At 56.4% G+C, this 12,715-nt stretch carries 12 protein-coding genes; 6 read left to right on the plus strand and 6 right to left on the minus strand.

The window, feature by feature from the left end; genetic code table 11:
• Positions 1 to 9: 9 nt before the first annotated feature.
• The 3 genes from PG062_RS02025 to PG062_RS02035 all read right to left on the minus strand — a co-directional run bounded on the left by PG062_RS02025 (position 10) and on the right by PG062_RS02035 (position 4,786).
• On the minus strand, positions 10 to 777 hold the full coding sequence (locus tag PG062_RS02025; RefSeq protein WP_270750863.1) for a ZIP family metal transporter: 768 nt from the start codon (positions 775 to 777) through the stop codon (positions 10 to 12).
• A 739-nt stretch (positions 778 to 1,516) separates the two neighbouring features.
• Positions 1,517 to 3,763 (minus strand): hydratase, encoded by a 2,247-nt coding sequence (locus PG062_RS02030; protein ID WP_113999366.1) that lies wholly within the window; start codon positions 3,761 to 3,763, stop codon positions 1,517 to 1,519.
• A 30-nt stretch (positions 3,764 to 3,793) separates the two neighbouring features.
• Positions 3,794 to 4,786, minus strand: a complete 993-nt coding sequence (locus tag PG062_RS02035) for an isocitrate/isopropylmalate dehydrogenase family protein (RefSeq protein WP_113999367.1) — start codon at positions 4,784 to 4,786, stop codon at positions 3,794 to 3,796.
• Between the two features lie 478 nt (positions 4,787 to 5,264).
• Between PG062_RS02035 and PG062_RS02040 the strand changes: the two genes are divergently transcribed.
• From PG062_RS02040 to PG062_RS02050, 3 genes are all read left to right on the plus strand, one after another.
• Entirely contained in the window at positions 5,265 to 6,638 is a 1,374-nt protein-coding gene (locus PG062_RS02040) for a citrate synthase (protein WP_270750865.1), read from the plus strand.
• A 140-nt stretch (positions 6,639 to 6,778) separates the two neighbouring features.
• Complete coding sequence (locus tag PG062_RS02045; RefSeq protein WP_270750867.1) at positions 6,779 to 7,027, plus strand: hypothetical protein; 249 nt, start codon at positions 6,779 to 6,781, stop codon at positions 7,025 to 7,027.
• A gap of 61 nt (positions 7,028 to 7,088) precedes the next feature.
• Positions 7,089 to 7,304: a DUF6199 family natural product biosynthesis protein gene (locus PG062_RS02050; RefSeq protein ID WP_270750868.1), complete on the plus strand. Its 216-nt coding sequence runs from the start codon at positions 7,089 to 7,091 to the stop codon at positions 7,302 to 7,304.
• A gap of 265 nt (positions 7,305 to 7,569) precedes the next feature.
• On the opposite strand, the gene PG062_RS02055 is transcribed toward PG062_RS02050, so the two are convergent.
• From PG062_RS02055 to PG062_RS02065, 3 genes are all read right to left on the minus strand, one after another.
• Positions 7,570 to 8,040 (minus strand): peptidoglycan-binding domain-containing protein, encoded by a 471-nt coding sequence (locus tag PG062_RS02055; protein ID WP_270750870.1) that lies wholly within the window; start codon positions 8,038 to 8,040, stop codon positions 7,570 to 7,572.
• A 97-nt stretch (positions 8,041 to 8,137) separates the two neighbouring features.
• Positions 8,138 to 9,082, minus strand: coding sequence for an AEC family transporter (locus tag PG062_RS02060; RefSeq protein WP_113999372.1), 945 nt, complete (start codon positions 9,080 to 9,082; stop codon positions 8,138 to 8,140).
• Positions 9,083 to 9,248: 166 nt separating this feature from the next.
• Entirely contained in the window at positions 9,249 to 9,557 is a 309-nt protein-coding gene (locus PG062_RS02065) for a Dabb family protein (RefSeq protein WP_270750872.1), read from the minus strand.
• Positions 9,558 to 10,095: 538 nt separating this feature from the next.
• Between PG062_RS02065 and PG062_RS02070 the strand changes: the two genes are divergently transcribed.
• The 3 genes from PG062_RS02070 (at position 10,096) to PG062_RS02080 (ending at position 12,664) form a co-directional block, all read left to right on the plus strand.
• A complete protein-coding gene (locus PG062_RS02070; RefSeq protein ID WP_270750874.1) occupies positions 10,096 to 11,424 on the plus strand; it encodes a uracil-xanthine permease family protein in 1,329 nt (442 codons plus the stop codon).
• Between the two features lie 408 nt (positions 11,425 to 11,832).
• The gene (locus PG062_RS02075) at positions 11,833 to 12,198 is read left to right on the plus strand and encodes a hypothetical protein (protein ID WP_270750875.1); all 366 of its coding nucleotides are present in this window, start codon (positions 11,833 to 11,835) and stop codon (positions 12,196 to 12,198) included.
• 211 nt (positions 12,199 to 12,409) lie between these two features.
• Positions 12,410 to 12,664 carry an IreB family regulatory phosphoprotein gene (locus PG062_RS02080; RefSeq protein ID WP_270750876.1) on the plus strand — a complete coding sequence of 85 codons (255 nt, stop codon included), beginning with the start codon at positions 12,410 to 12,412 and terminating at the stop codon, positions 12,662 to 12,664.
• Positions 12,665 to 12,715 lie beyond the last annotated feature (51 nt).

The raw sequence follows: 12,715 nt of genomic DNA on the forward strand, positions 1-12,715 counted from the left end.
ATACCACAATCAAGCCAACGCTGCAATGCCAAGAATCATCATCAGCACCCCCACGCAAAAGCCTGTCACCCCCATTTTGCGCCATGCCGGTTCAAACGCCGCGGGCAGCAGCTGGGCAGCCGCCACCCACAGCATAATGCCCGCCACCACAGCCACAATGCCGTTCAAAAGTCCCGGCGTCAACAGTGGGGCCAACACCAGTGCCGCCAAAACGGCCCCCGCCGGTTCCGCAAGGCCGGATACCAGCGCAGCCACGGCACCCTTGGCCCGGCTGCCGGTGGCGCAGGCAAAAGGCACCGCAACAGCCAATCCCTCCGGGATATTGTGCAGGGCAATCGCCAGTGCCGTGCGCGCCCCCAGCTGCGGGTCCGAGACGTTGGTCAGCAGGGTCAGGATGCCCTCCGGCAGGTTATGCAACAGCAGGGCTGCCCCCGTTACCAGCGCAGCCCGCATGGCAGAGCCCTGGGTGCGGGAGCCAAAACGGTCGGCCAGTGTATCCTCGTCCGGCAGAGCACAGGCCAACAGCCAGGCTGCCAGCATACCACCCAGCAGCAGTGCCGCAGCCGCAGCCCCACAGCCAAAGGGTGAAAGCAGCGCCCCGTAAAAATCCAGCAGCGCCGGAGCCAGGTCCGCCAAACTGACGGTCAGCATAACCGCCCCGGCAAAGCCGCCGCAGAACGCCATCAGCCTTGGCGTTGGCCGGAACAGCGCCGCAATCAGCCCGCCCAGACCAGTGGACAGACCGGCGATGGTTGTCATGAGGAGAGGAAGAAGCATAATGAACACCCCAGTTTTAGTTAGGAGGGAGGAGTTCGGAGTTGGGCGCAAGCAATTAGAAATTAGCAATGAGGAATTAGGGCAACACCGCACAATTCCCACCTGACGGCTTAAGCACCGCTCCGGCGGCTGCGGCACGGCATCTGCGTTGCCAAAATGCTCGATAAGACATCCAGTATTATCTGCGCTTTTGGCTTAGCATCTGCCGCACCTCGCTCGCCGTATCGGCACTTAGAATTATGCGGTATTGCCTTAGGAATTGGAGATAGGGTTGGGTTTATTATGGATTTTATATGCGGGGTGGTGGAGCGGTATGCGGGTGATTTTTATATTGCAGTTTTTATGTGTTATGTCGGGCATTTATTGGCATCTCACCCGTAGGAGCACACATTGTGCGCCCGCCAACCTAAATAGGCAATACTTTTTTCAATGGTCCCGCATTGGGCAAACCGCCACGGGACGATGCTCGTCATCGTCCCCCTACAGATGATTTGCGGGTTTGCGTCAACTGCTTTACGTTTCTCTGCGGCGCGATGAGGGCATCGCGCCCTACAATTTTTTCATTGTTCGTCTCACATTTCAAAAGGCTCAATCGCCTAATATTTTTGAGCGGCATGTTTGTGCCGCGGTCCACCACAATGATTTACTATTTTTTTAACTCAACGCTTTTTCCAAGCGAAAAACGCCTCCCGGCCTGGACCCACGGTCCGCCGGGAGGCGTTTTGAAACATTAAATCAATCAGTTATTTTTGTAGTAGTTGATCAGGCAGCCATCGGCCAGGATCTGGCGCTCGGCATCGGTCAGGGCACCAAGCTTTACGGTGAACTCCTTTACACTGCCATCGGGCTTAACAGCCACGGCGGGCATGGTATCGGCAGCTTCCAGCAGAGCCTTGCGCACGCCGGGCAGGTAGATGCAGTCGCCCAGTTCAAACACGCTGGGGTCCTCCACCAGGAAGGGCAACATGCCCCAGTTGATGCAGTTGGAGCGGTAGCGCTTGGTTGCATACTCCTTGGCAAAGTTGGCCGCGCCGCCCAGCACGCGCTGGCAGGAAGCCGCCTGCTCACGTGCGGAGCCATCGCCGGGCTTATTGGCAAAGATGGCGGAGCCAATGTTGGTGGCTGCGGCGTTCGGCTTGTAACCGGCCTTTTCCAGCGCGGCATACACAGCCTGTACTTCTTCCGGCAGAGTGCCTGCGGTGCGGGCTTCGTCCAGAGCCTTGACTGCCTTGGCGCGGCCGACATAGGCCGGGTCCTTGCGGGACAGGGTGAACTCTGCCAGGCGCAGCGGGTTGGAGCGGAAGGAAGAAGTCTCACCGGAGGGGATCAGCTCATCGGTGGTGGTGACAGGGTCGGTGATGTAGCTGACAATCTTGACCAGCAGGTCATCCGTCAGTTCCGGCTGCTGCGGCCAATCCTTGATGTTGGGGCCAAAGCGCAGGGCGGTTTCCGGTTCGGGGCTGCCCCAGCCGTTATAGATACGCTTATCGTACACACCCCGGTCAAAGTGATACTTGGGTGCGGTGTAGTCGTGGTCACAAACCTCGCTGGCTGCGGTCAGAATGCCGCCGTTGGCTGCGGTAGCCGCAATGGAGCGGGCATCCATCAGCGCCACGCCGGAGATTTGACCCTCGCCGGGCTTGGAGCCTTCGCGGTTGGGGAAATTGCGGGTGGTGTGGCGGATGCTGAACTCGCCATTGGCCGGGGTATCACCTGCGCCGAAGCAGGGGCCGCAGAAGCATTCGCGGAAGATGCCGCCAGCGGAAACGATATCGGCCACCACGCCGTTCTTGACCAGCTCCAGGTAGGTGGGCATGCTGTCCGGGTAAGCGCTGAACTTGAACTCGCCGTTGCCGCAGCTCTTGCCGCGCAGAATGTCAGCCACAGCGCACAGGTTCTCATAAGTGCCGCCGGAGCAGCCAGCCACAATGCCCTGATCCACATAAATGCTGCCGTCGGCGCGCACCTTGCTGACAAGATCCATCTTGACCTTGCCGCTCAGCTGCTCATTGGCGCGGGTTTCGATCTCATGCAGCAGATCCTTGGCGTTTGCCTTCAGTTCGCGGATGGGGTAAGCATAGCTGGGATGCATGGGCAGTGCGATCATGCACTCGATCTTGGAAAGATCCAGCTCGATGCAGCCATCGTAATAGGCAACATCGGCTGGCTTCAGCTCTTTATAAGCATCGGCGCGGCCATGGCCTGCGAGGTATTCCTCGGTCACGCCATCGGTCTGCCAGATACTGGACCAGCAGGTGGTCTCGGTGGTCATACAGTCAATGCCGTTGCGGCAGTCTGCGGAAAGGCTGGCAACGCCGGGGCCAACAAATTCCATGACCTTATTCTTCACATAACCGTTGGCATAGGTTGCGCCAACCAGGGCCAGCGCCACGTCATGCGGGCCAACGCCGGGGTTCAGCCTGCCGGTCAGGTAAACGCAGATCACGCCGGGCATGGCCATATCATAGGTACGGCCCACCAGCTGTTTGGCCAGCTCGCCGCCGCCTTCGCCCACGGCCATAGTGCCCAGTGCGCCATAGCGGGTATGGGAGTCAGATCCCAGGATCATGCGGCCGCAGCCTGCCATCATCTCGCGGTTATAGCTGTGGATAACTGCCATGTTGGGCGGAACATAAATGCCACCGTATTTATGCGCAGCGGAAAGGGCAAACTGATGGTCGTCCTCGTTGATGGTGCCGCCCACCGCACACAGAGAGTTGTGGCAGTTGGTCAGCACATACGGCAGGGGGAACTTTTCCATGCCGGAGGCGCGCGCCGTCTGGATGATGCCCACATAAGTAATATCGTGGGAAGTCATCGAATCAAACTTGATGCGCAGGTCTTTCATATCCGGCGCAGTGTTATGGGCTTTCAGAATGCCGTAAGCAATGGTGCCCTTGCGGGCCTCTGCTTCGGTCACATGGGCCGGTGCGGTATCGGTCAGCTGGCCGTTGACCAGGTACACGCCGTGGTCGTGCAGTTTCATTTTCATGCTCCTTCCTGCAAGACGGCTTTATTACAGCCGTGCCGCAACAGCGTCAGTAAATTCGGTGGTGGTGGCGGTACCGCCAATATCCGCGGTAACAGCCTTACCCTCGGCAACCTGTGCCAGAATGGCGGCGTTCAGCCTGGCGGCCTTATCCGTCATGCCCAGGTCGTTCAGCATCATGGCAAATGCCATCAGGATGGCGCTGGGGTTGGCCTTATTCTGGCCTGCAATGTCGGGGGCGGAGCCGTGGACAGCCTCATAGATGCGGGTCTTGGCGCCAATGTTGGCAGAGGGGGCAAAGCCCAGGCCGCCCACCAGACCGGCGCACAGGTCGCTGATGATATCACCGTACAGGTTGGGGGCAACCAGAACGTCAAACTGCTCCGGCTTCTGCACCAGCTTCATGCACAGGGCGTCAATAATGCAGTCGTCTGCTTCAATGGCGGGGTAATCCTTGGCGACCTCGCGGAAGGTGGACAGGAACATGCCGTCGGTCAGCTTCATGATGTTGGCCTTATGGACTGCAGTCACCTTTTTACGGCCGTTGGCGGCAGCGTAATCAAAGGCAAAACGGCAGATGCGCTCGCAGGCGGGCTTGGTGATGAGCTTTACGCCGTTGGCGATCTCATCGTTCAGCATGTACTCGATGCCTTTATACAGGTCCTCGGTGTTTTCGCGCACAATAACAAGGTCCACATTTTCAAAGCGGGTGGGCACACCGGGCAGGGTGCGCACGGGGCGCAGGTTGGCGTAGGTATTAAAGCGCTGGCGCAGCTGCACGTTGATGCTGCGGAACCCTTTGCCGATAGGGGTTGCGGTGGGGCCTTTCAGCGCCCAGCCGTATTCTTCAATGGCATCCAGTGCGCCGGGCTGCAAAAGCTCACCATGCTCTGCGGCGTACTCTGCGCCGGCGGCGTATTCTTCCCATTCAATACCGGTTGCCAAAACATCCGAAATTTTGCGCACGCTCTGCGCAATTTCGCGGCCAATGCCGTCACCAGGAATCAAAACTGCCTTCATATCGGTTTGCCCCTTTCTAAAAAAGCGGCAGGGGTGCGGCGTGCCGTGGCCGTTTACCCCGCCCTGCCGGACTGCTTTTTGCCGGTAGGCCGCGCCTTAACGCAGGACAAACCTGCCAAAAGCTGAACCACACCTGCAAAAAAATTTGTTTTAATAGCATTACAGTTTGAGTATACCCATTTTGGTCAGCCTTGTCAACGTAATTCATTAAAGTTGCACCTGTATTTTGCGGATTCAAACTTTATTTTATAAAGTCATGTTTCGTTCGCATTTACAATTCTTTAAGATTCATGCTTGACTACAGCGCTCAAATACTATAAAATTGTAACTGTTCAGCACTTTGAAGCGTTTTTGACCCGCATGGCGGCGGGCAGGGCGCACTGCGGGCGCTGTGCCCGTTTTTTGCACGTGCTGGTAATAGAGTGCAGGCAAAAGCCCCCAGCGGCGCTTTTGCAGGAAAGTAAGGAGGGCGCATCTGATGTATTACCCGGATGTTCCGGCGCTTGACCCGGAAGATATTGAACTTTTGTGCAATGAGTATATTGCACACAACAAGCATCTTGACCCCCACATTGCGGACCGCCTTGGCGTTAAGCGCGGCCTGCGCAACCCGGACGGCACCGGTGTTCTGGCGGGCATTACCAATGTTTCCAGCGTTATTGGTTACGAAAAGCTGCCCGAAGGCACCATCCGCCCCATTCCGGGCCGCCTGGTTTACCGCGGCATTGATATTGACACTCTGGCCGCCGAAGCCGACAAGAACGACCGCTTCATGTTTGAGGAAGTGGTGTGGCTGCTGCTGTTTGGCGCACTGCCCACCCAGGAACAGTATGCCCGGTTCTGCAAGCTGATTGATGAGCACCGCGAACTGCCCAAGGGCTTTGCGGACGACATGATCATGAACTCGCCCTCCCCCAACATTATGAATAAGATGGCGCGCAGCGTGCTTTCAATGTACAGCTATGACGAGCACGCTGATGATCTGAGCCTGCCCAACATCCTGACCCAGAGCATCAACCTGATTGCCGAGCTGCCCACCATGATGGTGAACGCCTACCAGCTCAAGCGCCGTGTGTATGACCACGAAAGCATGTACTTCCATTACCCCATCGCCGGGCAGAGCACTGCGGAGCACATTCTGAGCTCCTACCGTGCAGACCAGAAGTTCACCCACGAGGAAGCACGCCTGCTGGATCTGTGCCTGCTGGTTCACGCAGACCACGGCGGCGGCAACTGCTCCACCTTTACCACCCGTGTGCTGTCCTCCTCCGGCACCGATACATACGCAGCCATCTCTGCGGCCATCGGTGCCCTGAAAGGCCCCAAGCACGGCGGCGCCAACCTGAAAGTTATGCACCAGCTGGATTACATCCTGGCCAATGTGGAGCACCCGGAGGATGACGGCGAAGTGCGCGAGATGCTGCGCAAGATCATCCGCAAGGAAGCCGGTGACGGCAGCGGCCTGATTTACGGCATGGGCCACGCGGTGTACACCCTGAGCGACCCGCGCGCCCAGATCCTGAAAAACCACGCCCGCAGCCTTGCCTACAAAAAAGGCTACGATGAAGAATATAACATGCTGTGCAGCATTGAGCGCCTGGCCCCGGAGATTTTTGCCGAAGAAAAGCACGGCCCCAAAAAGGTTTGCGCCAACGTGGACCTGTTCAGCGGCCTGATCTACCGCATGCTGGGCATCAGCGAAGATTTGTACACCCCGCTGTTTGCCATTGCCCGTGTACCCGGCTGGTGCGCCCACCGCGTAGAAGAAGTTGAGTACGCCAACCGCATCATTCGCCCCGCTTACAAATACCTGGGCGAGCCGCAGGAGTACCTGCCGCTGGAAGAGCGCTGATTTCTGCTTATATCATCATGAACTGGCACCCGGATTTTTCCGGGTGCTTTTTGTTTTGGGGTGGCGCAGGAGGCAGTTATCTGATATACTGGAAAAAAGCCCCTTATTCCATTGGAACATGACCAGAAAGTGAGAGAAACATGGAAAAATTCAAACAGCTGCTCTTCTCCGAAAACGGCATTAAAATTGTAAACATGCTGTTCTTCTTGGCGTTTCTGGCCCACAACCTTGTGTTTCTGGTTGTGGCATACCTGGTCTGGATCCTTTTTCTGGCGTTCTGCATCAAAAAAGCTGCGAGTCGAACCTCCAGGATTATTTACGGCTGCTTTATTGCTTTTGCTGTTGTTATGGTCGTGCTGAATGTTGTGCCGGTACTGCTGGGGCTATAACTCAGCGGGCGTCCGCCTGTTTGCCGCACAGACCGTTTGATTTTGTTGGGAGGTCGATGTTATGCCATGGTGGTACCCTTTCGGCTGTATTGCATTTATCGTTGGCGGCATCCTGATTTTCCTGAAACCGGAATGGCTCTGGGCGCTGACAGAGCAGTGGAAGTCCTATGCGGCAGACGGACCGTCGGACTTCTATATCCTGAACACCAAAATCGGCGGTGTGCTGTTTGCGGTATTTGGGGTCGTCGCACTGGTTCTTCCGCTTTTTCTTACTTGATGGTTCCGGCTTTGCTTTTTCACAAAATAACAGCATCCGTATGGTGCCCCCTGCCCGTGGGCCGCCATGCGGATGCTGTTTTGCGTTTGTTATGGCAACACCGCACAATTCCCGCCTTGCGGCTTAAGCACCGCTCCGGCAGCTGCGGCACGGCATCTGCGTTGCCAAAATGCTCGATAAGACATCCAGTATTATCTGCGCTTTTGGCTTGGCATCTGCCGCACCTCGCTCGCCGTATCGGCACTTAGAATTATGCGGTATTGCCTTATGCTTTTCTGGTAGTGACCCCGTACAGGTTGTTCCAGGTTGCGCGGCCCAGCATACCGTCCGGTTTCAGGTCATGCACTACCTGCCAGGCCAGAACCGCTTCCCGCGTGCTGGCACCGTAACGGCCATCGGTGGTCAGTTCCGGCACCAGGGTTTTCAATTTCTGCTGGGCGCTTTTCACGGTTGCGCCCCGGCTGCCGCGGCGCATGGTAACACCGGGCCATATCTCCCCTTCCCCGTTTTTATCCGCCCAGGCGCGGTACAGGGCATCCCAGGTATCGCGGCCCACGTGGCCGTCAATTTTCAGCCCCTGTTCCCGCTGGAACCGCCGCACTGCGGTTTCGGTGCTGGTGCCGTAGCGTCCATCCACATTCAGTCCGCCCAGCCAGCGCTGTACCAGGGCAATATCCGGGCCGGATGCCCCCGGCCGCAGCACGATTCCGCCATATTCCGGCATTGCATTTGCCATAAAAAAGCCCCCTTTGCTGTGTGTTGCAGGCTTGCCGCCCGCCCTCATTTCACACTATGCAAAGGGGGTTCGTTTTGTGTTAAGATATTCTGTATTTTTAAGCAATATAGCCGCCGCTACGCAGAACAAAGATCCAGAACGTCAGCGATAGCGCCGAGAACAGCGTGGTTGCCGCCACACAGCTGGCCGTCAGCACACCCTCATGGCCCATGTTCTTGGCCATAACGTAAGAGCTTGGCGTGGTGGGGCTGCCCAGCATGATGAGCAGGGCAATCAGCTGCTGGTCCCGGAAACCGAGCTTGACGGCAATAGGGATAAAGATCGTGGTCAGCACCATCAGCTTGCAGCAAGCCGCCACCAGGGTGGGTGCCAGCTTTTTGATGGCCTTGGCTCCCTCAAACGAAGCGCCGATGGAAAGCAGCGCCAGCGGAGTGGTCAGGCTGGAAAGGCTGGTCAGGGTTTTCTGCGCCAGGGTAGGCAGGCCAAAGGGCAGCAGGCTGTACAGCGTACCCAGAATAATGCCGTCCAGAATGGGGTTGGTCAGCACACCGTACAGCAGCTTGGAGGGGGTCACTTTGCCATGCTGCTGCGGGCTTTCCACCGTCAGGATAATGACCGCAAAAATGTTGAACAGCGGCACACTGCCCAAAATCATCAGGGGGGCCATGCCGGAAGTGCCGTAAATGTTCTGGATGAACGCCACGCCCAGAATGGCCGCGCTACTGCGGTAGCTGGCCTGTACGAACTCACCCACCAGGGTTTTATCTTTCAACAGGCGGCGCGCCAGCACCCAGATGACCACAATGGCAATGGCCGTTACCGCAAAGCAGAACAAGACAAACTTTGCATCAAAGCTGTGGGCAAGGTCCAAGGTTGCCATATCACAGAACAGCATGACCGGCAGCGTCACCTTGAACACCAGCTTGTCGGCCACGGTGCAGAACTGCTTTGGCAAAAAGCCTTTTTGCCCCAGCGCCCATCCAATGACCATCACCAGAAATACCGGAAGGGTCGCGTTCAGGCTGAACATTAAATTATCCACATTGATCCCTCTTTATATTACGTCCTTACATTCCCGCAGCCATGCTTGGGGCAGGCCTGCAGGATTGTTTTGATGATACGATTATACCATATCATTCCGGCAAAAAACATGCCGAGAATGACCACATTTGCACGGCTTTCCGCCGCACTTTTTGCGCAACTGGCCTTTAATTCGTACCCACTCTCACATCACCGCACAAGCGCGCCGTTACAAGGTCTCTGCAGCGCTCACGGTGGGCAGCGTGCAGCGGATGCTGCTGGAAGCATTGCAGCGCCTGTTCATCCCGCAGTTCTGCATAGAATATCAAGTCATAGTCCCCTCCGGCCAGGTTGAGGCCAATTTCAATGCACAGCAAGCCGTCGATCCTGCCCCGCATGGTGGCAACGGAATTTTGTAAAAACTTCAAAGCTTCAGCTTCTTGATGCTGTGCTTTTACAGCGTCGGTATATTTCCAGAACAAAATATGGCGGATCATCTCAGCTGCCTCTCTTTCGCCGCTTTTTATTTTTAAGGCAACACCGCACAATTCCCGCCTTGCGGCTTAAGCACCGCTCCGGCGGCTGCGGCACGGCATCTGCGTTGCCAAAATGCTCGATAATGTCGGGTTGTGGTACCCGCATCGTGCTTCGGGGGCAAAAGCCCCTCGCACTCTGCGACCGCTGCCCCTGCTTCGGTTCGCTGTTTCCGCCACTGGCGGCGCTCACCTTTGCAGCATCCAGTATTATCTGCGCTTTTGGCTTAGCATCTGCCGCACCTCGCTCGCCGTATCGGCACTTAGAATTATGCGGTATTGCCTTAAATTATACCATACCGCCAGGCAAAAAGCACGCTGTGGAACCTGACATTCCCGGCGAACAAAATGCGGCAGTATTTGGCAGTTTTTCAACTTGTGTTTTACTGTCGTTTCTGGTAGACTAGATAAAGTATGTGTGTCTTTTTGTCCGGCCGGTTTCTGTTTGCGGCATTCTGCACGCCGGCCGCACGCACATGCACGGTAAGGAGGATTCATTTTTATGAGCAATCCCATTGATTATTCCCAGGGCATTTACGATGCCAAAAAACTGGGCACGCCCCGGCTGCTGATCCTGGGTGCGCAGCACATGTTCGCCATGTTTGGCGCAACCGTGCTGGTTCCCCTGCTGACCGGCCTGAGCGTTTCCACCACGCTGTTGTGCGCCGGCCTTGGCACGCTGCTGTTCCACATCATCTGCAAGGGCAAGGTTCCCGCATTTTTGGGTTCCAGCTTTGCCTACCTGGGCGGCTTTGCCATTGTCAGCAATGACGGTGCCAACCCGGAAAACTTGCCCTACGCCTGCGCAGCCGTTGCGTTCAGCGGCCTGCTGTATGTGCTGGTCAGCGGGCTGATCTCGGTGTTCGGCATCCGCCGCATCATGCGGTTCTTCCCGCCTGTTGTCACCGGCCCCATCATCATCTCCATTGGCCTGATCCTGGCCCCGTCCGCCATCTCCAACTGCCAGAGCAACTGGCTGCTGGCTTTTGTGGCGCTGGCCGCCGTTATCGTCTGCAACATCTGGGGCAAAGGCATGGTCAAGATCCTGCCCATTCTGATCGGTGTTCTGGTCAGCTATGCGGTTGCCCTGGTAACTGGTGCGGTTGACTTTGCCGCCATCGGCGAGGCCTCCTGGATCGGTTTCCCCATCCACAAAGAAGCCATGGGTCTGTTTTCCATTGACGGCAGCGAAAAATTCATCAGCGCCCTGTTCACCATCATGCCCATTGCCATTGCAACCATGATGGAGCACATCGGCGATATTGCCGCCATCAGCGCCACCACCGGCCGCAACTATATCCGTGACCCCGGCCTGAACCGCACCCTGATGGGCGACGGCCTGGCAACCACCATGGCCGGCCTGCTGGGCGGCCCCGCCAACACCACCTACGGCGAAAACACCGGCGTTCTGGCCCTGACCAAGATCTATGATCCCCTGGTCATCCGCATTGCCGCTGTATTTGCCTGCATCCTGAGCTTCTGCCCCAAGTTTGAAGCCATCATCAACACCATTCCTTCCGGCATCATCGGTGGTATCAGCTTTGTGCTGTACGGCATGATCTCCGCCATCGGTGTTCGCAACGTAGTGGAAAATCAGGTCGACTTTACCAACAGCCGTAACCTGATCATTGCTGCCGTTATCCTGGTGTGCGCTCTGGGCTTTAACTCCGTGGGCGGCATCACCTTCGGCATCGGCGGTGTCAGCGTTACCTTGTCCGGCCTGGCCATTGCTGCCCTGGCCGGCATCCTGCTGAACGCCATCCTGCCCGGCAATGATTACGAGTTCGACTCCAACCCCGGCACCGGCGAAGGCACCAGCCTGCGCGTCTGATCCTGCGCTTATCTGACGGGTGTGTTTGACACCTAAATAGTATCCCAACCATGATGGTGGCCGCGGCCCCGCGCCGCGCACGAAATTTGCTTTTTTCCGTTATCCCAACTTCGTAAAGATGTGGTATAATGACACTAAGCCAATTTCCCACCATCATTTTTTATTTGTGTTGGAATTCCGCGTTCCCTATAATTCCTAACTCCTAAGGCAACACCGCACAATTCCCGCCTTGCGGCTTAAGCACCGCTCCGGCAGCTGCGGCACGGCATCTGCGTTGCCAAAATGCTCGATAAGACATCCAGTATTATCTGCGCTTTTGGCTTAGCATCTGCCGCACCTCGCTCGCCGTATCGGCACTTAGAATTATGCGGTGTTGCCCTAACTCCTACCTAACCACCGGAGGTGCCTATGCCCACTACCCTTACCGTGGCAGATTTTCTTTCGCTGCGCATGCAGTACAAAGCCGAACAGGCGGAAAACGAAATTCCTGCCGTGATCGAACACAACTTCAAAGATGGCCGCATGGTGGACCATTATTTTGTGGTGCCCGGTCCCGCCCTGCTGGCTGATGAAGCCGTGCAGGACTTTGGCGGCAAAATCGAGAACATCCTGTTTCTGCAGCAGAGCGAACCCGGCGCACCGTGGCAGGTGCTGCTGCACGAACCTTCTATGATCCAGGAGATCACCTTTGAAATGCCGGAGGAAGAGTTCCGCGCCATGCTGGCCAAGAACAACCTGATCCTGCCCGGTGACCCCGGCTTTGTGATGCCGTAAGCTCTAGGGTGTATCTGATAAGCCAAAATTCAGTCTATTTCTTTTGTTTTCAGATATGCCTTTAAGCAGTGCAAGTTTTTGCGGGATTAAAGTTCGCTTTTTTGTCTATTCTGCCGCTTACCCACTTGCATAGCGCGGCAAATGCGTATATAATAGAGTGAAACAGCATGTGGGATATTGATAGGCCCGATGCAGAAGGGGGTTGTTGCTAATGGCGATTTCTGAACCTACCGCGGTATTCTCTATCCGCGACGATAAAGACCAGGAGATCAAGCAGGTTATGCAGCTTGTTTACGGTGCACTGGAGGAGAAGGGCTATAACCCCGTCAACCAGCTGGTCGGCTATATTCTTTCGGAGGACCCGACTTATATCACTACTTACAAGAACGCCCGTTCGCTGATTCGCCGCATTGACCGCGACGATCTGCTGCAGGCCCTTGTGCGTGATTATGTCCGCAACGGCTGATTGCTTATCTACAAAAAAATAACGCCCCGGAACACATTCTGACCAGTGTTC

Origin of the sequence: Gemmiger qucibialis, from assembly GCF_027689445.1 — a bacterium.
GTDB classification, from domain to species: domain Bacteria; phylum Bacillota; class Clostridia; order Oscillospirales; family Ruminococcaceae; genus Gemmiger; species Gemmiger qucibialis.